This window comes from Myroides oncorhynchi (assembly GCF_020905415.1).
GTDB lineage: Bacteria > Bacteroidota > Bacteroidia > Flavobacteriales > Flavobacteriaceae > Flavobacterium > Flavobacterium oncorhynchi_A.
In genome coordinates, this window is sequence record NZ_JAJJMP010000001.1 from 3,431,165 (window position 1) to 3,457,831 (window position 26,667).

Below are 26,667 nucleotides of genomic sequence, written 5' to 3' on the forward strand. Positions count from 1 at the left end.
TATTTGACAATTTTTATTTTAAGCTAATTAGTAGTAAATTAGCGCAAATTCCTACGTTTTTTATGCAAGATCAAAATCAATATACCGAAGATAATATTCGTTCGTTAGACTGGAAGGAACATATTCGTATGCGTCCTGGTATGTATATCGGAAAATTAGGTGATGGTTCATCTCCTGATGATGGTATATACATTCTAATTAAAGAGGTTATAGATAATAGTATCGATGAGTTCGTAATGGGAACTGGTAAGACTATTGAGGTTACACTCAAAGACAAGCTAGTGACTGTACGCGATTATGGACGTGGTATTCCCTTAGGTAAAGTCGTAGATGTAGTATCTAAGATGAATACGGGAGGTAAATACGACTCTAAAGCATTTAAGAAATCTGTAGGTCTAAATGGAGTGGGTACTAAAGCAGTGAACGCTTTATCTAACTACTTTAGAGTAGAGTCTGTACGCGATGGTCTATTAAAAGGGGCTGAATTCTCTGCTGGAGACTTAGTAACAGAAGAAGATCAAGTAGAGACTACAAGAAGAAAGGGAACTAAGGTTTCTTTTGTTGCTGATGAGGCCATCTTTAAGAACTATAAGTATAGAACGGAGTATATCGAGCGTATGCTTAAGAACTACTGCTATCTGAATAAAGGATTAACAGTAATGTTTAATGGGGAGAAATTCTTCTCAGAGAATGGTCTTAAGGATTTATTGTTAGAGAATATAACTGAAGACGATCAAGTATATCCGATTATTCACTTGACAGGGGATGATATCGAGGTAGCGTTAACACATAGTAGAAGCCAATATTCTGAAGAGTACTATTCTTTTGTAAATGGACAAAATACTACTCAAGGAGGAACACACTTGGCGGCATTTAGAGAAGCTTTAGTAAGAACGCTAAAAGAGTTTTACAATAAGAACTTTGATGCTTCAGATATTAGAAAGTCTATCGTAGCTGCTGTAGCAGTGAAAGTAGAGGAGCCTGTATTCGAATCTCAAACTAAGACTAAGCTAGGATCTACAGATATGGGGCCTGAGTTGCCTACTGTGCGTACATTCGTAAATGACTTCGTAAAAACACAGTTAGACAACTATCTACACAAGAATCCAGAGATAGCAGATGCGCTATTAAAGAAGATATTACAAGCAGAAAAAGAGCGTAAAGAGTTGTCTGGAATTAGAAAGATAGCTAAAGACCGCGCTAAGAAAGCTAGTTTACACAACAAGAAACTTAGAGACTGTAGAGTACACTTGACAGATATAAAGAATCCTTTATACTTAGATAGTACATTATTCATTACGGAGGGAGACTCTGCATCAGGATCTATTACTAAATCAAGAAATGTGAACACGCAGGCTGTATTTAGTTTAAGGGGTAAACCTTTAAACTCGTATGGAATGACGAAGAAGATCGTTTATGAAAATGAAGAGTTTAACCTGCTACAAGCAGCATTAGATATAGAAGATGAGTTCGAGAATTTAAGATATAATAATATTGTGATAGCTACCGATGCCGATGTCGATGGTATGCACATCCGTTTATTATTAATTACATTCTTCTTACAATTCTTCCCAGAGTTAATTAAAGAAGGGCATTTATACATCTTACAAACTCCTTTATTTAGGGTGAGAAATAAGAAAGAAACCATCTACTGTTATAGTGAAGAGGAACGTGTAAATGCTATCGAAAAACTAAAACCTAAACCAGAGATCACACGATTTAAAGGGTTAGGAGAGATATCTCCTGATGAGTTTCAGTTCTTTATAGGGGAAGATATAAGATTAGATCCTGTAATGCTAGATAAATCTATCTCTATCGATAAAATGTTAGAGTTTTATATGGGTAAGAATACCCCTGATAGACAAGAATTTATCATTGACAATCTTAAAGTTGAACTTGATGTTGTAGAACAATAATTATGAGCCAAGACGAGAATTTAGATCAAGAGTTAAACAATATTAATAATGAACAGCCTATAGAGGATCACTCTGATGTTCAGGAAGAAGTAACTGAGACCATAACGAAGGTAACGGGTATGTACAAGGATTGGTTCCTTGATTATGCCTCTTATGTTATCTTAGAGCGTGCTGTACCTGCTATCGAAGATGGTTTTAAGCCTGTACAGAGACGTATTATGCACTCGATGAAAGAGTTGGATGATGGACGTTATAACAAGGTTGCTAATATCGTAGGGCACACGATGCAGTATCACCCACACGGGGATGCAAGTATTGGTGATGCCTTAGTTCAACTTGGACAAAAAGATCTATTGGTTGATATGCAGGGGAACTGGGGGAACATCCTAACAGGGGATGGTGCTGCAGCTTCTCGTTATATCGAGGCTCGTCTAAGCAAATTTGCTTTAGAGGTATTATATTCTCCTAAGATAACAAACTGGCAGGCTTCTTATGATGGTAGAAAGAATGAACCTATTAATCTACCTGTTAAATTCCCATTACTTTTAGCGCAAGGTGGTGAAGGTATCGCAGTAGGATTATCTACTAAAATACTTCCTCACAACTTTAATGAATTAATAGATGCATCTATTAAGATTTTAAAAGGTAAGCCTTTTACAATATATCCTGATTTTCCTACTCAAGGGATAGCAGATGTATCTAATTATAATGATGGAGCTCGTGGAGGACGTGTACGCGTTAGAGCTAAAATAGCTCCGTTAGACAAGAATACTTTAGTAATCACTGAAATACCTTTTTCTACCACTACTACTAGTTTGATAGAAAGTGTGCTTAAAGCAAACGAGAAAGGAAAGATCAAGATTAAAAAAATAGAGGATAACACTGCTGCCCAGGTAGAGATATTAATTCATCTACCTCCAGGCACTTCTCCTGATAAGACAATAGATGCATTATATGCTTTTACAGCGTGTGAGACGTCTATAGCACCATTAGGATGTGTTATTCAGAATAATAGACCTTTATTTACAGGTGTATCAGAAATGCTCAAGAACTCTACTCATCAAACAGTAGATTTATTGAAGAAAGAACTTGAGATAGAATTAAATGAACTAGAAGAGAAATGGCACTTCTTATCACTTGAGCGTATTTTTATTGAGAATCGTATTTACCGCGCGATTGAGGAAGAAGAAACTTGGGAAGGAGTATTAAATGCTATTGATGAAGGGCTTAAGCCTTTTGTAGTTAATCTAAAAAGAGCTATTACTCAAGATGATATTGCTAAATTAACAGAGATACGTATTAAGCGTATTTCTCGTTTTGATATTGATAAAGCTAATCAGAACATTGAAGCTTTAGAAGCAGAGATAGAAATAGTAAAATACAACTTAGAACACTTAATAGACTTTGCTATAAAATATTTTACTTCTCTTAAAGAGAAATATGGTAAAGGTAGAGAACGTCTTACTGAGTTAAGAAGTTTTGATACCATAGAAGCGACTAAGGTAGTTCTTAGAAATACTAAACTTTATGTAAATAGAGAAGAAGGTTTCTTTGGGACTGGTCTTCGAAAAGATGAATATGTATGTGACTGTTCTGATATAGATGATGTTATCGTATTCTTAAGAGATGGCTCTATGATGGTATCTCGTGTAGATGAGAAGAAATTCGTGGGAAAAGATATCATACACATTGCTGTTTGGGATAAAAATGACAAGCGAACTATCTATAATATTATTTATAGAGATGGCAAGTCTGGATCATCATTTATCAAGCGATTTAATGTAACAGGGGTAACTCGTGATAAAATGTACCCTTTAACGCAAGACAAACCTGGTTCACAAATCTTATACTTTTCAGCAAATCCTAATGGTGAAGCTGAAGTCGTTACTATCTTGTTAAGACAGTTGACTAACGTTAAGAAACTGAAGTTTGACTTAGACTTTGCAGAACTATTAATTAAAGGTAGAGTAGCTAAAGGAAATGTGGTTACTAAGTATGCTATCAAAAAGATAGAATTAAAAGAGAAAGGTATCTCTACTTTACGCCCACGTAAGATTTGGTTTGATGAGACAGTTAAACGTCTTAATGTAGATGGTAGAGGAGAGTTATTAGGTGAGTTTAAACCGGAAGATCGCTTGTTGATTGTTAATCAAAGTGGTAAACTTAAGACTATTGTTCCTGAGCTAACTACGCACTTTGAGGAAGATATGATCGTATTAGAGAAGTGGAAGAGTAATAAGCCGATTTCTGCCTTATACTTTGATGGAGAGAAAAATCGCTATTATTTAAAACGCTTCCTTATTGAAAATGAAAACCGCGAAGAAATATTCATCACTGAGCATGCTAATTCTAAATTAGAAATAGTATCTACAGATTTCAGACCTATGTTTGAGGTTGTGTTTGCTAAAGTAAAAGGCGTTCAAAAGGAAAACTTACTGATTGATGTAGAGCAGTTTATAACTATTAAGGGAATTAAAGCTTTAGGGAATCAAGTATCTTTAGATAAGATACGTCAGGTGAATATATTAGAATCATTGCCTTATATAGAGGAGGAAGAGGAAGAAGAAGAAGAGGAGGAAATCATTATAGGAGAAGCACCTGAAACAGAATTAGACGACGATGATCAACTAACATTACTATTTTAGAATAATTAAATGAAGTACAGTTATCTTGTAATAGCTTTATTAATAGGAAATCAACTCTTTGCCCAAGAAGTAGAAGACAATCTATTTGATCAAAAAAGAGAGATAAAAGGGCTTAGTGATAGATGGGATTTGAATCCAGAGAATAAAGGTAAAACGTTTACTATTACTCCTTATAAGCCTATATATTTAATGCCAGCACGTTGGTCAAGTCATCCAAATGAGCAGCCCAATAGCTTAAATGATTTAAATAATGCTACTGAATCTATAGATTATGATAATGTAGAATTGCGTTTTCAGATAAGCTTCAAGACTAAGATGGCATCAGGAGTATTCTGGGGAAAAGGAGATATATGGGTCGCTTTTACTCAGACTGCAAATTGGCAAGCTTATAATGAAAAGGAGTCAAGACCTTTTAGAGAGTTAAACTATGAGCCAGAGGTGATCTTTAACTATCCTCTTGATTATTCGATTAATAACTTTAAGTTCACTATGGCTGGAATAGGTTTTAATCACCAGTCTAATGGAAAGAGTCTACCATATTCTAGGAGTTGGAATAGAATAACAATGCACTTGGGAATGGAATATAAGAACTGGACATTTTTAGTAAGACCTTGGGTTAGATTATCTGAGGATGCTAAATCTGATGATAATCCAAGAATAGAGGACTATGTCGGAAGAGGCGAACTAGTAGTGGGTTACCAACCTAAAAATGGGCAACTCTTTACACTAATGGTTCGAAATAATTTGAGATTTAATGATAATTACAGAGGTTTCTTAGAATTTACTTGGGCATATCCAATCAAGAACAACTTAAAAGCTTTTCTTGTTGTTAATAATGGATATGGAGAGACAATGATAGATTATAATTGGAAACAAACTAATATAGGAATAGGTATTTCACTAATGGAATGGTTATAAAAAAGGCGATGAACTTAATTCATCGCCTTTTTTATTCATTTAATTGACTGTAAATGAGTAGTCCTATAGAGAGTACAGCTAGACCTAAGCCTGCGATATTTACCTTACTTAGTTTCTCTTTAAAATAGAAGTATCCTATTAAGGTTCCCAAGAATATAACACCATAATTCATCCCTGCAAACACAACAGTAGGATTACTAGAGAAAGCCTTATGAGCATTCAGATAGAAGTATATATTCATAAAGTTTAGTATACCTATTACACCTCCATATATTATCGTCTGTCTGCTTATGTTTAGTTTCTGCTTCTTGTAGATCATATAGATCCAATAGAATACAAAAGAAAGCATTAAGGACACTCCGAATACATAAAATAGAGTAGTAGTGTAGGGGATAGTACTATATAGAGCAACTTGTTTAAAGCAAATATCTATTATTCCAAAACCAAAGAAAACTAGTATTAAATATAGAAAACTGTATTTATTCTTTACTTCATTATTATCTTTCTTTTTTAGAATTAAGCCTATAGACAAGAACCCTATTAATAATGCTAAATACTTCAGATTAGAAATGTCTTCCTTAAAGATAAATATAGAAGCTAATATTGGAATAAAAAGAGACATTCGTTGTGCAATATCAGTTTTTATAATTCCAGTATATCTAATACTCAAATATTGCATTACAAATATCAAAGGGAGTAAAATACCTAAACCTAACACTAGTGGAATGGGAAAATTACTTATAAATTGAATATTTGGTTCAAATATAAAATATGACAGCAAGACTGTAGCTATATAATTAAGGATAATAATCTGAAAGATATCTATATTTCCTTTTTTAAGAATTTTTAAAAAAACACCAACAGATATACTGCTGAGTATACTAAGAAGTAGGTATAACATTATATAATCAAGTATAAGTGCAAATATAGGTCAATTAGGAGATTGATGTACTAAAATAGAGTAAGAGTTCTTTTAAAATATTCTATTTTACATAACATGTATTATAGTTTAACATAGTTATTTTATTTCATTATTAAATATATAAATCAAACATTATAACCAACATAAACAATTATTCATTAATTTTGTATAAATTATATTATATTAATTAGTAATTTAAGTCTATAGTTGTCTTAATATAAAATATGAAAAAGATTCCAAGGTATAATAGTTGTGACCTTTTAGATCAGAATAATGTTCTAAAGGACTGTGTTATTTTCGACTTACACAGAATAATTCAAATGCGAAATAATGTTGTTTCGGTTGCTCATCATCATGCATTTTATCAAATTCTTTTAATTACAGGTGGTTCTGGTATACATTACATTGATAATGAATTACACTCTGTGAATAAAGGAGATATTTTCTTTTTATCACCAGAACAAGTACATAGATGGGATTTTAATGAAACTACACAAGGTTTTATCTTAAACTTTACTACTGATTTCTTTTCTCCTTTTCTTCTAAAAACTGATTTTATTCAGTCTTTACCTTTTTTTAGTTATAATACAGAATATAATAAACTCAATGTTTTCCAACAATTCTCTATTGTAGCTAATATTTTTGATAAAATAACATTTGAGCTTCAAATCAAAGATAATTGTGATTACAATCTGATTAGAATTTATATACTAGAGCTTTTACTACATCTTAAGAAACAAATTAATCATGAAAATAATTTTTCTTATAATCAATTGCAACCCGCTAATTTAGTTAAGCAATATGAGCATTTGGTTGAAAAGAATTTCTATGAATTGAGATTTCCCAAAGAATATGCTCAGCTTCTTTATGTAACACCAAATTATCTAAATGCTATTTGTCAAAAAATCAAAGGACAATCTGCAGGAGAAGTTATTAGAAGTCGAATCTTATTAGAAAGTAAAAGATTACTAGTCAATACTAATCTTTCTGCAGCTGAAATAGCTTATAAATTAAGTTTTAAAGACAATTCTTATTTTTCTAGATTTTTTAAGAAGTATGTGGGAGTTTCTCCTGATGAATATAGAAAGTCTTAGAATACATGAGTTTTAAATAGACTACTCCCCTCCTGTTTATACCTAAAAGTAGAAGACATAAATCCCCACTTGTCTTCAAAAAAAATGACTGCTGATTAGCAGTCACTTTATATCATAGTATTTTTTACTTAGATAATATTATCCCATTTTAAAGTAGAGTTATACCATAATGCTCCATTTTTAACCTCCAAAGGGCTAGTTACATTATTAGTATACAAAGCACCAGTACCTAAACCTTGAGGCATCGTATTATTTAATGTATAGGTCCATTGTGCGATTGCATTTAAACCAATATTACTCTCTAAAGCAGAGGTTATCCACCAGCCTATATTTCTTTCTTCTGCTAAAGAGATCCATTCTAAGCTTCCTTTAACCCCACCTATTAAACTAGGTTTTAGTATAATATACTGTGGCTTTATCTTATCTAGTAGCTCTCTTTTGTCTTCTATAGAGAGTATTCCTATTAATTCTTCATCTAATGCAATAGGCAATGGTGTATTCTCACATAATGCAGTCATAGCATTGATTTGGTGTTGTTTAATAGGTTGTTCTATACTGTGAAGATCTAGGTGACTAAGTATTTCTAATTTATCATTAGCTTCTTCAGGACCAAACCCTCCATTAGCATCTACTCTAAGTTCTATATCTTTAGCAGAATAGTGCTGTCTGATATACCTTAATAACCCTAATTCTCTTTCAAAATCAATGGCTCCAATCTTAAGCTTAACACAAGTAAACCCTTCTTTGAGCTTGTCATCGATTTGCTCCTTCATAAAAGATTCTTCTCCCATCCAGACTAATCCATTGATAGCAATAGAATCTTGTCCTTCTGTAAATGGTGAAGGAAATAAAATAAAGGGATCTTCACTTTCTAATGATAAGAATGCCTGTTCTAAACCAAACTGTATAGAAGGCCATTCTCTCAAACTTTCCCAAAGAAAATCTTGACCCAAGTGAATATTATCAACTACCCACTTTAATTTTTCTTCATAATTAGGTCTATCATCAAAACTAAGAGAGCGCAGTATACCGCACTCTCCTATTCCTTTTTTATTATTATCTTCTAAAGTGATATACCAAGTTTCTTTTTCAGTAAGCACTCCTCTAGAAGTACTTGAAGGTCTTTCGAATATCAGATTATGTTTTTTATAACTTGCTTTCATAACACTTATAGCGTTAAACTCTCACCTATATTTAATAGCATTAAATCTTTTCCTTTCTCAAAGAATTTGCGCTTTGCTTCTTCATGGTCTATTTCTATATATCCAAATGTATCAAAGTGATATCCTAATACTTTATCACATTTAACAAAATCAGAAGCAACAACAGCTTCATTTACATCCATAGTGAAGTTACTTCCGATAGGTAAAACAGCTAAATCAAGATTTGTAAACATTGGAATTAACTTCATATCCATCGTTAGAGAAGTATCACCTGCGATATAGATATTCTTATTTTTACTTTCAATAACAAATCCTCCTGGTTGTCCTCCATAACTTCCATCAGGAAAAGAACTTGAGTGAATAGCTGGAGTATACTTTAATTTACCAAAATCAAAAGTCCATGATCCCCCATGGTTCATAGGGTGTGCATTAAATCCTTTTGCCTCATAGTGCCCTGCTATCTCTGCATTAGATACGATTATAGCATCAGGGTTATTCTTAGCGATACGCTCTACATCAGCGATATGATCACCATGCGCATGAGTTATTAATATATAATCTACTTTTATAGCATCTACATCTATGGATTTGGCTGCTGATAAAGGATTACCTGAGATAAAGGGATCTACTATAATATTAATATCTTCCACTTGAATACCTAAACAGGCATGTCCGTAATATGTGATTTTCATAAGTATAATTGTTTAAAGTACTAAAGCTATTGAAAATAATAGAGAAAGCAAAAATGTACTTAAGGCTACTATCTTCATTTGTGAATCTAATTCTCTTGGTTCTGTATTTTTCTTTACGAATACTAAATGCTTTAATAAAGGAATATACGCAATGATAAAGAAGTATTTATAAATAGATAGATCTGCGTGTATTCCATATATTATAAATGCTACAAGAGCAAATAGAACGATAAAGTAATGATATTGTTTTGCGCCTTCTCTCCCTAGTTTAACAGCTAAGGTGTTCTTTCCTACTAGTTTATCAGAATTTAAGTCACGCATATTATTGATGTTCAATACCGCAATACTTAAATTACCAACTGCGATGGCTGGTAAGATAACCCAATAATCTAATACTTGGCCATATAAGTAGAAACTCCCAATAACACTAACTAATCCAAAGAAAATAAAAACAAACAAATCTCCTAATCCCTTGTATCCATAAGCGCCAGAACCAACTGTATATTTAATAGCAGCTGCCACACACGATATTCCTAAAACGAAGAAAAATAGTGAAGTAAAGAAGTTATCTCTCCCAAAAGAGATATAGATTAGGATTAACGCAGCAATTAATGAGAGTAATGAAGTAACGATAACACCTTTCTTCATTTCTTTGGCTGAGATTAATCCACTCTGCAAAGCTCGTTGAGGACCTATACGAGTTTCGTTATCTGTTCCTTTTACTCCATCTCCATAATCATTAGCAAAGTTAGATAGAACTTGTAACAACAGTGTAGTTAATATAGCGAACAAGAATATGCTCAAGAAAGAGGCATTAGCCGAAAAGAATGGATATGCACAGGCACTTCCTATTATAATTCCTGAAACTGAAAGTGGTAATGTACGCAGTCTAGCTGCACTTACCCAAGCTTTAAATTTTATCATCAATGAATCTAAATTGCACTAAGAGTACTAAGCTCTTAAAGAGTATTAAAAGCTCAAAATTAAATAGAAATAATGACATACTCTCTATTTAAGACTACTCTTATGTACTTTTAAACAAAGTATGTGTAGTAAACGAAAAGTTAGTTTATCCGATAAGTTTAAGCTTTAAGTACTTATGAGGTTTAGCGAATGTATAGTATAGGGCATATAAAGGATTAGCTCCCTTGACAGAGAAAGTTAATGTTTGGTTTTCTGCAATTTCAAAGATAATCGCATTCGAAGTGTTCCAATCTATTTTAGTACTTAAAATATGTTTTCCTTCAGGTATTTCGAAATCCATTTCTACCCCATTAGCGATAGACCCTAGCTTTTCCCCATCTAAATATATAGTATAGTTTCTAAATCTTTCTACGAAAGCTTTCTTTCTTCTTAAGATTATTCTTGCCATCATTTAATTCCAACTTGTTTTTAGTAAAGTTATGAGTTATTAAAGAAGTAGCCCTATAAAAATCAACTATTTTTAACAACTAATTTTTAAACAAGTAAGTCGTTTTAGATAAACGTTTGATCATTATATATTATTTATCTATCTGTTTATCAAATCCTTAGTTCTTTTTTATATCTTTGTATCGTTTAGAAAAGCTTTAGGTCACTTATACAAAACTAAATTCTCTAGCTTAAACCACAATCAGCATTCCAAATACTATAAAGAATTCTACTTCATAGTTCTTTCATTAGCGCTATAAAAATACTATAGTATCCTTGTATCGCCATTCAGACCTATCTTGTATAATTACTTTTCGTATATCTGGCTATCACTTATTCTGGGTTAAAAGAATTTGCTTACTCCTCCTAATAAAATTTAGATAGTAGACATCTACTATCTAATCATATTTACCACCCCCTTTATCTAATTCATTATTATATATTTCTGAATAGCTTGCTTATTCTAAATATGAAGTCACTTGTGGCTATTTCCGTTCAAGTGAGTCCATAGTGACTTGATTAAAACAGTCTTTTTCATAGAGTCATTATGGATTTACTATGCTATCAATATTCTATCATACCAAACAAGATAGCTTTAAGATGTATTAATAAATTAGTAGAAGTAATTTCAATAGAGATAATATGAAAAGAGATTTAAACTCTAAAATAGTGATAGACAAACAAACGAAAAGTAATTATACAAGATAGATTTGAACTAGAGGAATATTCCCTCTTTTTTAACAAGAATTAACCCTCACCTATTGACTGATTATTAGAACTAGAAGATTCATTCATTTATCTTCTTTATATTCATTTTAAATTTTCAAATATCTTTCTATTAAGTTCCTATAACAATAAGTTATGTGTTGTTTTTTAATTCTGTAACTATTTGAATATTAATACATATTACATGTTATGTAAAGTAATAATTTAAGTGATTAGATAGGCATTTTGGATTAATGGATTGAATCTTTATTCAAGACAGTCTTCTTTTTAAGATAAAAAAAGCTTGTCGTAACAACTAATTACTGTAACGCGTAAGGGGTTATATCTAGATCGTATTTTGTAAAAAAAGAACATATATAGTGGTTAAAATGATAGCAAAAAAAAGAACCATCCAATAGAGGATGGTTCTTTTTTTATATCTTTTACTATTTATATTTCTACTATGGAAGCCACTTTTTAGTGAAGTTTGGTTTTCTTTTTTCTAAGAAAGCATTTCTCCCTTCTACAGCTTCTTCAGTCATATAAGCTAGACGTGTAGCTTCACCAGCGAACACTTGTTGTCCTACCATTCCATCATCTGTTAAGTTCATTGCGAATTTAAGCATCTTGATAGACATAGGAGATTTAGCTAATACTTCTTGAGCCCATTCATAAGCAGTATCTTCTAGTTCAGCATGAGGGATCACAGCATTTACCATTCCCATCTCGAAAGCTTCTTGAGCAGAATAATTTCTACCTAAGAAAAAGATTTCTCTTGCTTTCTTTTGCCCTACCATTTTAGCTAAGTAAGCAGAACCATATCCTCCATCAAAACTAGTTACATCAGCATCTGTTTGTTTAAAGATAGCATGTTCTTTACTTGCCAAAGTCATATCACATACTACGTGAAGACTATGTCCTCCACCTACAGCCCATCCTGGTACTACAGCGATCACTACTTTAGGCATAAATCTGATTAGACGTTGTACCTCTAAGATATTAAGACGATGCATACCATCATCTCCTACATACCCTTGATGTCCCCTAGCCTTCTGGTCTCCTCCACTACAGAAAGAGTAGATACCATCTTTAGGCGATGGACCTTCTGCAGATAATAATACTACACCGATAGATGTATCTTCTTGTGCATCATAAAAAGCACGATATAGTTCACTAGTTGTTTTAGGTCTAAAAGCATTGCGAACCTCTGGTCTATTAAAGGCAATACGAGCAACTCCATTACACTTTTTATAGGTAATGTCCTCAAACTCGATAGCTGTTTCCCATTGAATCTTACTCATAATGTTTTTGAATTTAGGGTAAAAATAACCTATTTTTTGCATTATATTGCCATTCCAAAACATTATAATATATGAAAAAAACGCTTTTATCACTTAGTATCCTTTTTGTAGGATTAAGCTCTTATGCTCAAGAGTATGATTTTCACACCATTATAGACCTTGATGCTACCCCAGTAATAAGTCAAGGAAAAACAGGGACTTGTTGGAGTTTTAGTACATCTTCATTCTTAGAATCGGAGATTATGAGAAAAACAAATAAGCACATAGATCTATCAGAGATGTACACTGTACGCAATATCTATCCAGAGAAGATAGAAAACTACATTCTTAGACAAGGCAAAACACAGTTTGGACAAGGAGGTTTAGCACATGATGTTATTAATAGTATCCGTACTTATGGCGTAGTGCCTATAGAGGCTTATTCTGGATTAGTTGGGAAAGAGTCTTTTGATCACAGTGAACTGTTTAAAGTTTTAAAAGGCATTATAGATGCCTATGCTAAGAGTGATTCTCCTATTTCTTATAACTGGAAGGAGATTACTGAAGTCGTATTAGATAAATATATTGGGAAGAACATTAAGGAATTTACCTACGAAGGGAAAAAGTATACTCCTGAAAGTTTTCTGAAATTTACTACAATAAACCCAGACGACTACATCACTATCACCTCTTTTAACAATAAAACAAACTACTCTTCGTTTATATTAAATATTCCTGACAATTTCTCTAACGGAAGCATGTATAATTTGCCATTAGAAGAATATATTAAGAATATAGATTATGCCCTTGATATGGGATACACTTTATCACTAGACTGTGATGTATCAGAAAAATCATTCTCAGGAAAACATGGAATAGCATTTATTGCTGAGAATGAAAAAGATAATGTAAAAGGATTAACAGAAATTATAAAAGAGAAGGATATTACTTCTGAGTATAGACTTCAAGAGTTTTATAACTTCAATACACAAGATGACCATTTAATGCATATTGTAGGAAAAGTCAAGGATCAAAATGGCAATATTTACTATAAAGTAAAAAATTCATGGGGTGCAAATAGTGATCGTGTTGGAAATGATGGTTATATTTACATGAGCATTCCTTATATTAAATTGAAGTCAATATCTGTGCTTCTACACAAAGATGGACTACAAAAAATTACAAAGGATAAATTAGGATTAAAATAGTAGTTAACGACAATAAATTAGACCAGTTATAATATCTATCTAGCTGGTCTTCTACTTGGAAAAAAGAATGATTAATAAAAAAATTATAGCAGTAACATTGTTAGCGGCATTAGTGTTTAATGCGTGTCAACAAAAAGAGAACAGAGATTTAGCTACTAATATTCCTTTAATAAAAGAACATAATGTACCAGTTGAAAACCCATATAGAGTTGAGTTTCCAATTGTATCAACAGAGTATATTTTAGAAAAGGCTCATGTAATTGAGAATTTTTATAATGATAATATCAATAAAAGTGGATATACAGGAAGTTTCTTAGTGGCTAAGAATGGCCAGATTATCTATGAAAACTATTCAGGAGTATCTGATAGACGTGGTAATGATTCTATTAATAGTGAGACACCTATGCATGTGGCATCAGTAGGAAAGGTGGTTACAGCCGTAGCTGTCTTAAGGTTAGTAGACGCAGGGCTAATTAGTCTAGATCAGAGTGTTTCTGAGATTATAAAAGGGTTTCCTTATCCTGAGATTACAGTTAGAACATTGCTAAGTCATCGCAGTGGACTAAGATATTATGGCTATTATAAAAATATATGGGACATAAAGAAAACAGTGACTAATGAAGATGTAATAAATACTATTAACGATAAGAAAGTAACCTTAGATTTTAAACCTAATTCTAAGTTTACATATAGTAATACTAACTATGTATTATTAGCTTCTATCGTAGAGAGAGTGACCAATAAGACCTTTAAGCAAGCCTTGAGAGAGTTGATATTCGAACCTTTAGATATGGCACATAGTTTTGTATTTGATGATGTATCATTAAAAAATCAAGTAACTCAGTCATTTTATAAAAATAGCTCTTTACAACGATGGGATTACTTAGATGGAACCTATGGAGATAAGAATATATACACTACTCCTAGAGACTTTCTAAAACTAGATACAGCTTTATACTCTGATAACTTTCTTAGTGCAGATCTTAAACAAGAGATGTATAAAGGCTATAGCTATGAAAGTAAAGGCAAAAGGAATTATGGCTTAGGAATGCGTCTAATCGAAATGGACAATGGGGATAACTATACCTATCACAATGGTTGGTGGAGAGGAAATACTTCTTCATATATACGATTGGCAAAGGATAATGTATGTATTATCTTATTTTCTAATAAGTATTCTAGCTTAACATATAAGACAGTCAGTTTAGCACACCATTTTGGTGACTATCCTGTAGGAGATATGGAACTCTAAAATAATAAAGATTATGAAAACAGTGAATGATATTTTTGGTATTAAATACGCTATTTGCCAAGCTCCAATGTTAGGAGTAGCAACACCTGAAATGGTGGCAGCAGTGAGCAATGCAGGCGCAATAGGAACCCTCCCTTTAGGTGGCTTACCTCCTAGCCTTAGCGAAGAATTAATCTTAAAGACGATGTCTTTAACTGATAAGCCATTTATCGTTAACCTGTTTCTTAATCCAATAGTGGAAGTCGTACAAGAGGACATAGACACAATGCAGGAAGAGATAGCTAAACTTGGAAAAGAGATTGGCTATATTCATGAAGAGATTAATGAGTTTAAACAAAAAAATTACCAAGACAATCTAGAGATCGTTAAAAAGTTAGGGCTAAAATATCTAGCCTTTACCTTTGGATGCTTTACAGATCAAGAAATAAAAGAATTACATTCAGAAGGTATTTATCTAATAGGGACAGCTACTACTTTAGAAGAAGCTGTCTTTTTAGATAGTAAAGGCATAGATGCGATATTATTACAAGGTATCGAAGCAGGAGGTCACAGAGGCTCTTTCTTAAAAGATACTCTTGATGATAACTTACCACTAAAAGAGTTAGTAGATCAAGTTTATCCTCATATAAATAAACCTCTTTTTGTAGCAGGTGGACTATATAATGGTCAGGTAGGAAAACACTATTTAGATAAAGGAATAACTATGATCTGTTATGGTTCTCTATTTATAACAGCTGATGAAAGTAATGCTACAGAATACCAAAAAGAGCTTTTAGACAAAGGAATTCCTATAGAAACAGTATTGACTAAATCTTTTTCAGGTAAATTTGCTAGAGGAATTGTTAATAAATTTGCAATATCAATAGATAATTCTAACAAAAAGATTCCTTTATTCCCTATTCAAAACAATTTAACACAAAATTTAAGAAATTTTGCAAAACAGAATTTTTTTCATAACTTTAATTCTCTTTGGAGTGGAACACATTCACACTATGCCAAAAGAGATTCGTCATTAAATATTATAAACAAATTGATTAAAGAAGTATATGAATTATAGTTTTCAATATCGTTTTTTAAAAAATATAAATTTAGAAGAGCTTTTACAAGTATTTAATAAATCTTTCTCTGATTATGTTGTTCCTATGAAGTTAACAACTGAGCAACTGCAGGATAAGATTAAAGCAGAAGGTATTGATCTAACTATCTCAGTAGGTGCTTTCTGTAATAAAGAGCTAGTAGGTTTTATCCTACATGCTAAGAACAATGACTATTTGTATAATGCTGGTACGGGTGTATTACCTTCGTTTAGAGGGAATAATCTGACAACTAAAATGTATGACTACGCTATCCCTCTTTTTAAGAGTTTTAATATGCGTAAAATAAACTTAGAAGTTATTAGCTCTAACGAAACAGCAAACAAGTCGTATCGAAAGATAGGGTTTAAAAAATGGAGATCTGTCAACTGTATCAAAGGAATTATAAATATAAAAACTTCTAAATTTGAAGAGATAGAAGGTTTACAGATAAGTAATCTACCTTACTATGAGTACTTAATTTCTTTTGCTGAGAAGGATATCATTCCTACGTGGCAAAATAGTGAATTCTGTGTCAATAATTTCGAAACTTCGTTAATCATAAAAAAAGCAATTATAGGTTCGACTACTGTAGGATATCTTATTTTTAATCCTAAGAACAATAGAATCCTTCAAATCTGGGTAAAAGAGAATTATAGACGTAAAGGCATTGCCTCATATCTTGTTAAAGAATTAATAGGCAATGAAAGAAACTTTACAATAACTAATATAGATGGTCAAAACTTTGGTATTCACTCTTTTTTTAAATCTGTTGGTGGAGAACCATATCTAGAGCAAATAGAAATGGAAATGTATCTATACTAAGCTTAACCAAAGAGGAAAGAAGTCATGCTTAAGGAACCTCCTACATATTTGTCATTAAAAACATGCACATTATCATTCTTATTGCTCAATCCTAGTATGTATAATAAAGGAAAGTAATGATCTGGTGTTGGTATAGCATATTGCATGCTGGCACCTTGTTTTTTATAATCTAGTATCGTATTATACTCCCTAGATAATATAGCTTTCTTTATTATCTCATTACTTTCTATAGCCCAATCAAATCCATAATTATCTGTATCCATATTATCCCAATCTATAGCAGATAAATTGTGTACTATATTTCCGCTACCGATAATTAACACACCTTTCCTTCTAAGGGCTTGTAACTGTCTCCCTATTTCTAGGTGATAGTCCGCATCTTTATAATAATCTATACTAAGCTGTAATACTGGTACATTGGCTTCTGGAAACAAATGACATAAGACAGACCAAGCACCGTGATCTAGCCCCCAAGTCAAATCTTCATGAATTATCTTCTGCTCATTTAATCCAATGATTTCATGTGCTAATAAAGGACTACCCTTTACATCATAGTTAACATCAAATAATGCTTTAGGAAAGCCTCTAAAATCGTGTATTGTTTTTAGTGTTGAATTGCCAGTTACCAATGTGCCTTTAGTTAACCAGTGCGCAGAAATCACAAGAATAGCTTCAGGTTTTGGTAGTTGTTTACCTAGATTCTTCCAGTAGTTAGAGAATTCATTATCTTCTATAGCATTCATAGGTGATCCATGTCCTACAAATAGTATAGGCATTTCCTCTTTTCTATCTTTTAACCAAAACAAATCATTTAGAACTTGATGTTGCATAACTTAACTACTTTTAGTAAACCTAATTAATAATCAAAAACTATTCAGCTAATATTTTTTTGATATCTCTATTATCGCCATAAATAACCATAATGTCTCCTTTGTTTAAAACTGTTTCATAAGACGCAATACCTTGTACTTCGTGTATTTTTTTATGTAAGCCTATAAAACTTTTCTCTTCTTTTATCTTAAGCGTAGTGAGTACTACTAAGTTATAATTAGTTCTAAAACCAATCTCTCCTAGTGTTCTTCCAGCAAAACGGTCAGAAACAGTAATTTCTACAATACTATATCTACCATTTATTTCATAAGAGTCTACTACACCTTTGATACATAATTTCTTTGCCCATCTCTCTGCTGTTTCTTCTTCAGGATGTACTATTTCGTCTACACCAATAGCTTGAAGTACATTCTCATGCACAGGCGTGATCGCTCTACTTATAAGGCGTTTCACATTAAGGTTTTTAAGAACGGCAGTCGTCATAATATTAGCTCCTTGATCTTCACCTATAGCTACTATTACGATATCTGTATTAGCTAAAGGCAATCCTGACATCATATATTGATCTGTAGAGTCTAAGCATATAGTATGTGATATTCTATCTTTATTAGCATCTACCCTAGCCATATTTTTATCTACTCCGATAACTTCATTTCCTTGTTCTGTAAGTTTCTGAGCTAGTGAAGCTCCAAAATTTCCTAAACCTATGATTATATATTTCATGCTGTATTTTAGTTAATCAGAATTTCTTCTGTTGGATATCTATAGTTTGTAAGTGTTTCTTTTCTGCTTATTGCGATGAGTATAGTCAACATACTTACTCTACCTATAAACATAAGCATAATAAGTGTTACTTTACTTGGGTCTGTTAGTCCTGCTGTTAGTCCTGCACTTAATCCTGATGTGCTATACGCAGAAAAGGCTTCATAAGCTAATCGCAATAAATCTGTATTAGGTTCAAAGAAAGATAATGCAAAAATCGCTATCCCTATCACGAATAATGATAAAAAGATAATGGCAAAGGCACGCTGAACAGACAGTTGATCTACTTCGCGTCTATATACTTCTATTCTAGACTTCCCTTTCATTAAGGACCAAATATTCAAAATCGCAATAGCAAATGTACTCGTCTTAATTCCCCCTCCCGTAGAAACAGGGGATGCACCTATCCACATTAATAAAATAATTAATAGGAAGGTAGATACGCTAAACATATTATTATCTACTGAAGCAAAACCTGCTGTTCGAGGGGAAGTTGCTGTAAAGAATGCAGTAACTATTTTTCCTATTCCCTCGTGTTCTGCTAATGTATTATTGTATTCTAATACATAAACTAAGAAAGTCCCTCCTACTATTAGGGCTACAGTAGTAATTAGTATGATACGCGTACTAAGATTAATCACACGGGGTACATATACTTTAGCTTCTTTTTTACTCAAAGGAAGTAGTCTATTTATAACTAAATGTTTAATGTATTTATAAACATTAAATACAATTGGAAATCCTAACCCACCCATGATAAAAAGGCCAGCTATAATTAGATGTAAAGGATAATTAAAACGATATTCAAATGTGTATAAATTCTCAGGTAAGGTAGTGAATCCAGCATTACAAAAAGCCGATACAGCATGGAATATAGAGAAGAATACTCTGTCAAAGAGCGATTCAAATTGCTGGTGTCTAATACTAATAAATATAGCAATCATTCCAATGACTTGAATAATACCTGATATAATAATAATTCGCTTTAATGTCGCAAATACATCTCCAAGCTTATCTATATAAGACATATCTTTTAAGACCAACTGATTGCCATACGATGCCTTACCTCTAAAAAAGAAGCTAAAGTAACTGGCTATGGTCATAATCCCAAGTCCTCCACATTCCATCAAAAAGATCATTACAGTCTTTCCAAAAATAGTAAACTGAGCTCCTATATCTACTGTAGACAATCCTGTCACACATACTGCGCTAGTGGCTGTAAATAAAGCGTCTATATATCTCAAACTACCTGGTGTAACAGTAGCCTTTGGAAATGAAAGCATAAAAGCTCCTATGAAAATAATCAATAAAAAACTGACTACAAATAGCTGAGCAGGGTTCATTCTAGTTTGTCTTAAATTCAACTGTAAAACAGAAAACTCTCTTACCAGCATTAAAAACACACCAAAAAAGATAACAGCATTACTATCAAAAAAGCGAATAGTATGCTCTGGTAATAACCGTGCTATGATTAATATTAGATAAAGAATAATACTAAAAACATCGAATATCTTAACTGATGTAGTCTCATAGCCTCCTTTATACAAATATCGACGAGCAATAGCTAACATACCAATGCTCAAGCAGGTGTTATAAAGAATATTTAACTGATAGTGGTAATCATTTAAAGTATTAAACCCTAAATCATAGATCAAAAGAAATAAAGTGATAAAACTTATCCAAAAAGGAAGGCGAATTAAAATAAATTTCAATTGTTTAATGATATTGTCTTTTAAATAATATAGTGGCATTTTATAGAACTAATTCTTTAAATAATCGTGTTAACACATTTTCCATATCTTCTGACATACCTGGATGTGGACGAGAAGCTTGTATACATGAACTTTTTACGGCAGTTAACCATCTGAAACGCTCGGCTGCATCTAATGTTGCAATAGGTGATTTTTTGCAAATACCTTTAGCAATATGGTCAAAAGCTTCAACATGATCTTTTAGTATATCAAAATCTAATTCACTTTCGAAGCAATCAATCTTCTTCTTGTCTAAATGAAATGAGGATAATAATATTCGCTTAGATTTACAGAATACTAATACCCCAATATTGATAAACTCCTCTCGTTCGACTTTAGGAGTGTACCTTATGATAGAATACTCATATACCTGCATCGCGATGTTTTTTAGCCTCGTTAACAAATAAGTGAGAATGAGCTAATCTAGACTTTAAAAACTCAAAATACACTAATCTAATTTCCTCTGGATTCATATCTGTTTCTTCCCACTCTAACCAGTCAGTAGGTATCTGATTAACTATATAATTAAGATCATTGTCTTGAAGTAAAGCTTTAAATTCGTTATCTACTACATCTAAGTCTTTTGCTACTGGTAAAAGAACGTGATCTTTTATAAATGAGAAAGGTGTAAGGGCACTCTTTTCCCAATTCGTAAAGGAATGATGAAAATAAAAAGAAGCACCGTGATCAATCAACCATAACTCTTTATGCCAGATAAGCATATTGGTATTTCTGAAGGTGCGATCTACATTTGTTATAAATGCATCAAGCCAAACAATTTGAGAGGCTAACTTACTCTCTATTTGCAAAGCTGAAGGATCATAAGTCAAAGCTCCTGACAAGAAGTGTAACCCTAGATTTAATCCCTTGCTAAACTGTAACAAATCTTGTATTTCCTCATCTGCTTCAGTACGCCCGAATGCTTCATCTAATTCTGCATAGACTAGCTCAGGGACTTGTAGTCCTAGTTGCTTTGCGATGAGCCCACCTAGCAGTTCTGCGATCAATGCTTTTACACCGTGTCCCGCTCCTCTAAATTTTAAAACATACTTAAAGCCATCATCTGCATCTGCAAGTGCAGGAAGTGACCCTCCTTCGCGAAGGGGCATGATGTATCTGGTGACAGTTACTGTACGTAAACCTAATTTATTTTCCATTTACTTAAATCTCTAATAGAAACATCCTGCAATATTAACTAAAAAACCCCCAAAGCAACTTACTTTGAGAGTTAAATTTTATTACACCTCTTTATTAAGGCAGTATGAATCAGGAAGATTATTCTTGTTTATAAAATCGTGTTTTCTTATGTATAGCACAATCTTCTCGATGTGAACCTGATAAATAAGCAGTACTCATAAGAAACTCATTGACTATTTCCCCTCCTACAAATTTAAAATGCTTTTTAAACAGTTTTAACCAATCTTTTAACAGGAAGTCACGGTGTAGATCTAGCCATTGCTTAAAGCTACCGAATTCTCGTTGTAAGACTATAATTTGATTTGCATTATATATAGCAGCATTCACTTTTAATTTATTGCGTATGATACCACTATCTTGTAATAATCGTTCTATATCCTTCTCATTAAAGCTGGCTACTTTAGCGATATTGAATCCTGCATAAGCCAGTTGAAAATTAGTTCTCTTCTGTAAGATAGTATTCCAACTCAGCCCAGCTTGATTAATCTCAAGTACTAATCTTTCAAATAACTCATTGTCGTCTGTTAATTCAAAACCATATTCATAATCGTGATAATACTTATTCAGATTATCAGAATCTACAGGAAGTTCATTACAGAAGTCACAATAATGTTTTTTGACAGCCATTTAATTAAGTACTTTTATTTTAGCATCTGTAAGTACCTTTCTAAACTTATTCTTAGCATCTGCTGTTTTTAAACCAAAAATATCTCTAGTCTTTCTGTTATTTAGTTTTACAACAGCCTTTGTAGCCAATCCTTTAGGCATCTTTACATACTTTATATTATACTTATCTATCTTCTCAATAGAAGTTTTAATTAAAAAGTTTTTAACGCTTATATATAGAAACATTGCAACTATAATACAAAAGACATAATCCATTTCATTTGGCTGTTGCCAGTTTGCAGTATATAGTCTCACTGCTCCTAAAACTAGTATAGCTAAAGCCATAATTCTAGAAGAAGAAAGTCTTCCTTTATAATTATCACTTATTTCTAGTTGTTGTATCTCTTTATTGAATTTGATCATTTATTTCAAGTATTTATAATAACAAATCTACTAATAAAAAATAAATCTAAAAGCTAATATAATGTTAGTATTACAGATAATAATAAAGGGGTATTAAACGAACTTAATACCCCTTATACTATTATTTAATATGGAAATATAAATAACTTTTCCCTTTATTAAGACTTCCTTCAGAAACATTAGATAGTTTATCCTCTATTCTTAAATATCCTGCTTGAAAACCAGCTTCTAATTCACCATTATATTTTAGTTTTGTTTCAATATAATAAGTTTTATCTGGATTTATTTCTAATTCTTCTTTAGTAGGAGCCCTTTTTATTTTAGTATAAATCTGAACAGGTAATTTTCCTGTTTCCTTTACCTCACTAAGAATAATCTCTTCTGGAAAATCCCAAAACAACGCGCAAATATTTCCTTCTTTCTTTTCGAATAAGTGATATGTCAATACTTCTCTTTTCATATCTAGAAGTAGATAATCAGAATTTTTACAAGTCTTACTATCTTTTCCTAATAAGCCTACTGGTTGCCCCCCTATTTTATTACCAGCATACTTTAAAGTACCTACAGGCAATTCATCTAGACTTTTTAAGCCACTATAAGGGGCATCAAATATAGTATCTCCTTTAGGAGTATTATCATCACTCTTACTACAAGATAAAGCTAATGCAGCAAAACAAAGAATTAAGTATTTTTTCATGTTTAATTGTTAATATACAGTTAACACAAACATAATTAAATTAACAATAAGAACAAATACTATTCTGTAGTCTTAAGCTGGTAATTATAAATAAAAAAAGCCTAGAATATATCTAGGCTTTTCTATGTATTTCAGTATAATCAGATTATACGTGTAATGCTCTGTTATCAGTTGCAGCTAACGCAGCTTCTTTAATAGCCTCTGCGAAAGTTGGGTGAGCATGAGACATCCTAGAGATATCCTCTGCAGATGCTCTAAACTCCATAGCTACTACTGCCTCAGCGATTAAGTCTGCAGCACGAGCTCCTACCATGTGTATTCCTAATACTTCGTCAGTATTTTTATCAGCTAAGATTTTAACTAACCCATCTGTTTCAGCACTTGCTCTTGCACGTCCTAAAGCTTTAAATGGGAAGCTACCCGCTTTGTAATCAACTCCTTCTGCTTTTAATTGCTCTTCTGTTTTTCCAACAGAAGCAACTTCTGGCCAAGTGTAAACTACACCAGGGATTAAGTTATAATCAATATGAGGTCTTTGTCCTGCTAAGAACTCAGCTACCATCACTCCTTCTTCTTCAGCTTTATGAGCTAACATAGCACCACGTACTACGTCACCAATAGCATAGATATTAGAAGCTGTAGTTTGTAAATGATCATTCACTTCTACTTGTCCTCTATCAGTTAATTTAACTCCAGCTTTTTCAGCATTTAATCCATCAGTATATGGACGACGACCTACAGCTACTAAAGTGTAATCTCCTTCTAGAGTAACTAATTCTCCTTTTTTATCTTCTGCAGTTACTGTTACTACATCTCCTTCACGTACTACTCCTTGTACTTTGTGAGAAGTATAGAACTTCATACCTGCTTTTTTAAGCACTTTAGTTAATTCTTTAGATACAGCACTATCCATTGTAGGTAGTACTCTATCAGCATACTCTACTACAGATACTTTAGATCCTAATCTCATGTATACTTGACCTAATTCAAGACCGATAACACCACCACCGATTACGATTAAGTGTTTAGGTACTTCAGGAAGTTTTAAAGCTTCTGTTGAAGTAATTACTCTTTCTTTATCTAAAGTAATGAATGGTAAAGTAGATGGTTTAGATCCTGTAGCAATAATACTATGTTTAGCTTCGAATGTTTCTACACTTCCGTCTGATTTAGTTACATTGATAGTAGTTGCGTTCTCAAATGATCCAACTCCTTCAAAAACAGTAATCTTGTTTTTGTCCATTAGATATTTAACACCTGAAGATGTTTGATCAACTACTGCTTGTTTTCTTTCGATCATTTTTGATAAATCGAACTTTACTTCTCCAGTGATTTCTATTCCGTGATCAGCAAAATGAGCAATCTCTTCCATGTGGTGAGATGATGCTAATAATGCCTTAGAAGGAATACACCCTACATTAAGACAAGTTCCTCCTAAGTTAGAGTATTTCTCTACTATAGCAGTTTTAAATCCTAATTGAGCACAACGAATTGCTGCTACATATCCTCCAGGTCCTGAACCAATTACAACTACGTCAAATGAATTCATAATATATTATCTTATTTGTTGTTTTTATATATCTTACAAAGTTACACTTTTTATATAATTTAGTCTAAAAAGAGAACTTTAAAGTTTCTTAATTTTATCAATAATAATCACTACTAGCACAATACTCTTAGTCCTCCTTTAATAACTCTAATCTCAAACTGATTAGTATCGTACTCATAATACTCTCCATCCATCTGAAAACCATTTCTTTCTTGTCCTATGATTTCTACTATAATATGATCAGACTGAACGTAGTCTGTTTTTCTAAACTTCTCTGTTTTCTTTAAGATTACATATAGTCCAAAAGTTAATTGCTTTAATAAATTAATTTTTGGCACCATTAAATAATCTAATAACCCATCTGTCAGACTTGCTTTAGGGGTCAGAGACATATTATATCCCATCTCATTAGAGTTAGAGATAAATAACAGTAAAGGATTTACCTCTTTAGTCTGTCCTTTATAAGTAACGAGCATTCTCTTGGCTTTATACTGCTGAGCAGAGTTTAATGCTGCCTTGATATAAGCACCTAATTTGCGCTTACCTGATTTTTCATAGTTATCTATAATGGTAGCATCTATACCAAATCCCAAATTACTAAAGAAATATTCACCATTAATACTACCGACATCCATATTCATTACTTTTCCATCGCGTACACGTATTATCGCCTGCTCTATATCTTTAGGAATAGATAGATTAGAAGCTAATCCATTACCTGAGCCTACAGGTACCACTCCAAATACTACATCCTTATCCACTACTTGTGTAGCTACTTCATGAATAGTTCCATCACCTCCACAAGCTACGATAATATCTGCTCCTGCTGATAGAGCCTGTTGTGTTAATTCGATAGCATGTCTTTTATAAGTAGAATATAGTACGTGTATATCAAATACTTTTTCATCAAAGAATGTTTTAATATAATCCGCAGTAATATTGTGTTTTCCTTTTCCAGAAATTGGATTAACGATAAAAAAGATTTTTCTCATAATAAGATTTCGATAAATTATAGGCTATACAGTATGTACACTATGTGAATACAAATATACAAAGCTATTCTAATATTGATATCGCATAATACTTATGATATCCTTAAAATTTAGATTAGAGTATCTTTTCATAGGTATACTGTACATAATAGATATAGCGTCTCGCTTGCTGATTCTAGGGGGTGCTTGTGGTTTTCTTGCAGTTTTCTTGCCCAGAGCACCTCTTTCTCTAAGGAATGTGCAAGAATACCTCTAGCATAGTGCAAATATATTTATCTATAAAAGGAATAGAGATAAAGTGAAATAACCTTATAGATACAAAAAAGCCAACTCTAATGAATTGGCTTTAATATACTTTATTTAATAGGTCCTTCCCATTCTGTAATACCTCCTAAAAGGTTATGTGTCTCTTCGAAACCTAAAGATTCCATCACATGACATGCTTGACTACTTCTTCCACCTGATTTACAATAGATATAGTAAGCTTTAGTTTTGTCTAGATTAGCTATTTCATCTAAAAAACCTTGTCCTTTATAGATGTCTATATTGATAGAACCTGAGATAGCCTTCTCTTCTACTTCTTCTTCTGTACGTACGTCTAGTATAATAGCATTAGAATCAGCTTGCGCTTTTTCCCACCATTGTTCTTGTGATAAATTTGTCATTGTTTGTTCTTTTAGTAATTGGGTCAAATATAAAGTTATTCTATTTCAAATGAAATTTTTTTAAAATAAATTGACTCTATATCCTACATTA

General features: G+C 32.4%; 25 protein-coding genes. 8 read left to right on the forward strand and 17 right to left on the reverse strand.

What is annotated here, in order from left to right; all coding sequences use genetic code 11:
* The first annotated feature begins 62 nt into the window (after positions 1–62).
* The 3 genes from LNQ81_RS14860 to LNQ81_RS14870 are packed head-to-tail and all read left to right on the forward strand — an operon-like array spanning position 63 to position 5,479.
* Positions 63–1,916 carry a DNA topoisomerase IV subunit B gene (locus tag LNQ81_RS14860; RefSeq protein WP_229948050.1) on the forward strand — a complete coding sequence of 618 codons (1,854 nt, stop codon included), beginning with the start codon at positions 63–65 and terminating at the stop codon, positions 1,914–1,916.
* Positions 1,917–1,918: 2 nt separating this feature from the next.
* A complete protein-coding gene (locus LNQ81_RS14865; protein ID WP_229948052.1) occupies positions 1,919–4,561 on the forward strand; it encodes a DNA gyrase/topoisomerase IV subunit A in 2,643 nt (880 codons plus the stop codon).
* Between the two features lie 9 nt (positions 4,562–4,570).
* The gene (locus LNQ81_RS14870; protein WP_229948054.1) at positions 4,571–5,479 is read left to right on the forward strand and encodes a phospholipase A; all 909 of its coding nucleotides are present in this window, start codon (positions 4,571–4,573) and stop codon (positions 5,477–5,479) included.
* A gap of 31 nt (positions 5,480–5,510) precedes the next feature.
* Here LNQ81_RS14870 and LNQ81_RS14875 read toward each other — a convergent pair whose 3' ends face one another.
* Positions 5,511–6,380, reverse strand: a complete 870-nt coding sequence (locus LNQ81_RS14875) for an EamA/RhaT family transporter (RefSeq protein ID WP_418887955.1) — start codon at positions 6,378–6,380, stop codon at positions 5,511–5,513.
* Between the two features lie 245 nt (positions 6,381–6,625).
* Here LNQ81_RS14875 and LNQ81_RS14880 point away from each other — a divergent pair, with 245 nt between their 5' ends.
* Positions 6,626–7,495, forward strand: coding sequence for a helix-turn-helix domain-containing protein (locus LNQ81_RS14880; protein WP_229948057.1), 870 nt, complete (start codon positions 6,626–6,628; stop codon positions 7,493–7,495).
* A gap of 128 nt (positions 7,496–7,623) precedes the next feature.
* On the opposite strand, the gene LNQ81_RS14885 is transcribed toward LNQ81_RS14880, so the two are convergent.
* The 5 genes from LNQ81_RS14885 to LNQ81_RS14905 all read right to left on the reverse strand — a co-directional run bounded on the left by LNQ81_RS14885 (position 7,624) and on the right by LNQ81_RS14905 (position 12,766).
* Positions 7,624–8,658, reverse strand: a complete 1,035-nt coding sequence (locus LNQ81_RS14885) for an o-succinylbenzoate synthase (RefSeq protein ID WP_229948059.1) — start codon at positions 8,656–8,658, stop codon at positions 7,624–7,626.
* Positions 8,659–8,663: 5 nt separating this feature from the next.
* Entirely contained in the window at positions 8,664–9,350 is a 687-nt protein-coding gene (locus LNQ81_RS14890) for a metal-dependent hydrolase (RefSeq protein WP_229948061.1), read from the reverse strand.
* 12 nt (positions 9,351–9,362) lie between these two features.
* Positions 9,363–10,274, reverse strand: a complete 912-nt coding sequence (gene menA, locus LNQ81_RS14895) for a 1,4-dihydroxy-2-naphthoate octaprenyltransferase (protein ID WP_229948062.1) — start codon at positions 10,272–10,274, stop codon at positions 9,363–9,365.
* A 145-nt stretch (positions 10,275–10,419) separates the two neighbouring features.
* The gene (locus tag LNQ81_RS14900) at positions 10,420–10,725 is read right to left on the reverse strand and encodes a DUF2846 domain-containing protein (RefSeq protein WP_229948064.1); all 306 of its coding nucleotides are present in this window, start codon (positions 10,723–10,725) and stop codon (positions 10,420–10,422) included.
* Positions 10,726–11,926: 1,201 nt separating this feature from the next.
* Positions 11,927–12,766, reverse strand: a complete 840-nt coding sequence (locus LNQ81_RS14905) for a 1,4-dihydroxy-2-naphthoyl-CoA synthase (protein ID WP_229948066.1) — start codon at positions 12,764–12,766, stop codon at positions 11,927–11,929.
* Positions 12,767–12,837: 71 nt separating this feature from the next.
* Here LNQ81_RS14905 and LNQ81_RS14910 point away from each other — a divergent pair, with 71 nt between their 5' ends.
* The 4 genes from LNQ81_RS14910 (at position 12,838) to LNQ81_RS14925 (ending at position 17,103) form a co-directional block, all read left to right on the forward strand.
* Positions 12,838–13,953: a C1 family peptidase gene (locus tag LNQ81_RS14910; RefSeq protein WP_229948068.1), complete on the forward strand. Its 1,116-nt coding sequence runs from the start codon at positions 12,838–12,840 to the stop codon at positions 13,951–13,953.
* 67 nt (positions 13,954–14,020) lie between these two features.
* The gene (locus LNQ81_RS14915) at positions 14,021–15,205 is read left to right on the forward strand and encodes a serine hydrolase domain-containing protein (RefSeq protein ID WP_229948070.1); all 1,185 of its coding nucleotides are present in this window, start codon (positions 14,021–14,023) and stop codon (positions 15,203–15,205) included.
* Between the two features lie 13 nt (positions 15,206–15,218).
* Positions 15,219–16,262 (forward strand): NAD(P)H-dependent flavin oxidoreductase, encoded by a 1,044-nt coding sequence (locus tag LNQ81_RS14920; RefSeq protein ID WP_229948072.1) that lies wholly within the window; start codon positions 15,219–15,221, stop codon positions 16,260–16,262.
* Positions 16,252–17,103: a GNAT family N-acetyltransferase gene (locus LNQ81_RS14925; RefSeq protein WP_229948074.1), complete on the forward strand. Its 852-nt coding sequence runs from the start codon at positions 16,252–16,254 to the stop codon at positions 17,101–17,103. The genes LNQ81_RS14920 and LNQ81_RS14925 overlap by 11 nt, the downstream gene beginning before the upstream one ends.
* A gap of 2 nt (positions 17,104–17,105) precedes the next feature.
* Here LNQ81_RS14925 and ygiD read toward each other — a convergent pair whose 3' ends face one another.
* The 11 genes from ygiD to LNQ81_RS14980 all read right to left on the reverse strand — a co-directional run bounded on the left by ygiD (position 17,106) and on the right by LNQ81_RS14980 (position 26,576).
* Positions 17,106–17,933 (reverse strand): 4,5-DOPA-extradiol-dioxygenase, encoded by an 828-nt coding sequence (gene ygiD, locus LNQ81_RS14930; protein WP_229948076.1) that lies wholly within the window; start codon positions 17,931–17,933, stop codon positions 17,106–17,108.
* Positions 17,934–17,973: 40 nt separating this feature from the next.
* Entirely contained in the window at positions 17,974–18,657 is a 684-nt protein-coding gene (locus LNQ81_RS14935; protein ID WP_229948078.1) for a potassium channel family protein, read from the reverse strand.
* 8 nt (positions 18,658–18,665) lie between these two features.
* Positions 18,666–20,447, reverse strand: coding sequence for a TrkH family potassium uptake protein (locus LNQ81_RS14940; protein ID WP_336245905.1), 1,782 nt, complete (start codon positions 20,445–20,447; stop codon positions 18,666–18,668).
* A 1-nt stretch (position 20,448) separates the two neighbouring features.
* Positions 20,449–20,823, reverse strand: a complete 375-nt coding sequence (locus LNQ81_RS14945; RefSeq protein ID WP_229948082.1) for a DUF3037 domain-containing protein — start codon at positions 20,821–20,823, stop codon at positions 20,449–20,451.
* On the reverse strand, positions 20,810–21,604 hold the full coding sequence (locus LNQ81_RS14950) for a HipA family kinase (RefSeq protein ID WP_229948084.1): 795 nt from the start codon (positions 21,602–21,604) through the stop codon (positions 20,810–20,812). Before LNQ81_RS14950 ends, LNQ81_RS14945 begins: the two co-directional genes overlap by 14 nt.
* Before the next feature lie 118 nt (positions 21,605–21,722).
* Complete coding sequence (locus LNQ81_RS14955) at positions 21,723–22,271, reverse strand: DNA-3-methyladenine glycosylase I (protein ID WP_229948086.1); 549 nt, start codon at positions 22,269–22,271, stop codon at positions 21,723–21,725.
* Positions 22,272–22,673 (reverse strand): hypothetical protein, encoded by a 402-nt coding sequence (locus tag LNQ81_RS14960; protein ID WP_229948088.1) that lies wholly within the window; start codon positions 22,671–22,673, stop codon positions 22,272–22,274. It lies immediately after the preceding gene.
* A 121-nt stretch (positions 22,674–22,794) separates the two neighbouring features.
* Positions 22,795–23,370, reverse strand: a complete 576-nt coding sequence (locus LNQ81_RS14965; protein ID WP_229948090.1) for a hypothetical protein — start codon at positions 23,368–23,370, stop codon at positions 22,795–22,797.
* Between the two features lie 145 nt (positions 23,371–23,515).
* A complete protein-coding gene (lpdA, locus tag LNQ81_RS14970) occupies positions 23,516–24,919 on the reverse strand; it encodes a dihydrolipoyl dehydrogenase (RefSeq protein WP_229948092.1) in 1,404 nt (467 codons plus the stop codon).
* Positions 24,920–25,032: 113 nt separating this feature from the next.
* Positions 25,033–25,911, reverse strand: a complete 879-nt coding sequence (locus LNQ81_RS14975) for a diacylglycerol/lipid kinase family protein (RefSeq protein ID WP_229948094.1) — start codon at positions 25,909–25,911, stop codon at positions 25,033–25,035.
* Between the two features lie 356 nt (positions 25,912–26,267).
* The gene (locus LNQ81_RS14980) at positions 26,268–26,576 is read right to left on the reverse strand and encodes a rhodanese-like domain-containing protein (RefSeq protein ID WP_229948096.1); all 309 of its coding nucleotides are present in this window, start codon (positions 26,574–26,576) and stop codon (positions 26,268–26,270) included.
* Between the last annotated feature and the right edge of the window lie 91 nt (positions 26,577–26,667).

Excerpts from the sequence above, each read along its gene's own strand:
- menA (WP_229948062.1), bottom strand. The coding sequence starts at position 10,274 with ATGATAAAATTTAAAGCTTGGGTAAGTGCAGCTAGACTGCGTACATTA.
- LNQ81_RS14980 (WP_229948096.1), bottom strand. The coding sequence starts at position 26,576 with ATGACAAATTTATCACAAGAACAATGGTGGGAAAAAGCGCAAGCTGAT.
- LNQ81_RS14900 (WP_229948064.1), bottom strand. The coding sequence starts at position 10,725 with ATGATGGCAAGAATAATCTTAAGAAGAAAGAAAGCTTTCGTAGAAAGA.
- LNQ81_RS14865 (WP_229948052.1), top strand. The coding sequence starts at position 1,919 with ATGAGCCAAGACGAGAATTTAGATCAAGAGTTAAACAATATTAATAAT.
- LNQ81_RS14940 (WP_336245905.1), bottom strand. The coding sequence starts at position 20,447 with ATGCCACTATATTATTTAAAAGACAATATCATTAAACAATTGAAATTT.
- LNQ81_RS14870 (WP_229948054.1), top strand. The coding sequence starts at position 4,571 with ATGAAGTACAGTTATCTTGTAATAGCTTTATTAATAGGAAATCAACTC.
- LNQ81_RS14960 (WP_229948088.1), bottom strand. The coding sequence starts at position 22,673 with ATGATCAAATTCAATAAAGAGATACAACAACTAGAAATAAGTGATAAT.
- LNQ81_RS14860 (WP_229948050.1), top strand. The coding sequence starts at position 63 with ATGCAAGATCAAAATCAATATACCGAAGATAATATTCGTTCGTTAGAC.
- LNQ81_RS14910 (WP_229948068.1), top strand. The coding sequence starts at position 12,838 with ATGAAAAAAACGCTTTTATCACTTAGTATCCTTTTTGTAGGATTAAGC.
- LNQ81_RS14950 (WP_229948084.1), bottom strand. The coding sequence starts at position 21,604 with ATGGAAAATAAATTAGGTTTACGTACAGTAACTGTCACCAGATACATC.
- LNQ81_RS14875 (WP_418887955.1), bottom strand. The coding sequence starts at position 6,380 with ATGTTATACCTACTTCTTAGTATACTCAGCAGTATATCTGTTGGTGTT.
- LNQ81_RS14935 (WP_229948078.1), bottom strand. The coding sequence starts at position 18,657 with ATGAAATATATAATCATAGGTTTAGGAAATTTTGGAGCTTCACTAGCT.
- LNQ81_RS14945 (WP_229948082.1), bottom strand. The coding sequence starts at position 20,823 with ATGCAGGTATATGAGTATTCTATCATAAGGTACACTCCTAAAGTCGAA.
- LNQ81_RS14955 (WP_229948086.1), bottom strand. The coding sequence starts at position 22,271 with ATGGCTGTCAAAAAACATTATTGTGACTTCTGTAATGAACTTCCTGTA.
- LNQ81_RS14885 (WP_229948059.1), bottom strand. The coding sequence starts at position 8,658 with ATGAAAGCAAGTTATAAAAAACATAATCTGATATTCGAAAGACCTTCA.
- LNQ81_RS14880 (WP_229948057.1), top strand. The coding sequence starts at position 6,626 with ATGAAAAAGATTCCAAGGTATAATAGTTGTGACCTTTTAGATCAGAAT.
- LNQ81_RS14890 (WP_229948061.1), bottom strand. The coding sequence starts at position 9,350 with ATGAAAATCACATATTACGGACATGCCTGTTTAGGTATTCAAGTGGAA.
- LNQ81_RS14925 (WP_229948074.1), top strand. The coding sequence starts at position 16,252 with ATGAATTATAGTTTTCAATATCGTTTTTTAAAAAATATAAATTTAGAA.
- LNQ81_RS14920 (WP_229948072.1), top strand. The coding sequence starts at position 15,219 with ATGAAAACAGTGAATGATATTTTTGGTATTAAATACGCTATTTGCCAA.
- LNQ81_RS14975 (WP_229948094.1), bottom strand. The coding sequence starts at position 25,911 with ATGAGAAAAATCTTTTTTATCGTTAATCCAATTTCTGGAAAAGGAAAA.
- LNQ81_RS14965 (WP_229948090.1), bottom strand. The coding sequence starts at position 23,370 with ATGAAAAAATACTTAATTCTTTGTTTTGCTGCATTAGCTTTATCTTGT.
- lpdA (WP_229948092.1), bottom strand. The coding sequence starts at position 24,919 with ATGAATTCATTTGACGTAGTTGTAATTGGTTCAGGACCTGGAGGATAT.
- ygiD (WP_229948076.1), bottom strand. The coding sequence starts at position 17,933 with ATGCAACATCAAGTTCTAAATGATTTGTTTTGGTTAAAAGATAGAAAA.
- LNQ81_RS14905 (WP_229948066.1), bottom strand. The coding sequence starts at position 12,766 with ATGAGTAAGATTCAATGGGAAACAGCTATCGAGTTTGAGGACATTACC.
- LNQ81_RS14915 (WP_229948070.1), top strand. The coding sequence starts at position 14,021 with ATGATTAATAAAAAAATTATAGCAGTAACATTGTTAGCGGCATTAGTG.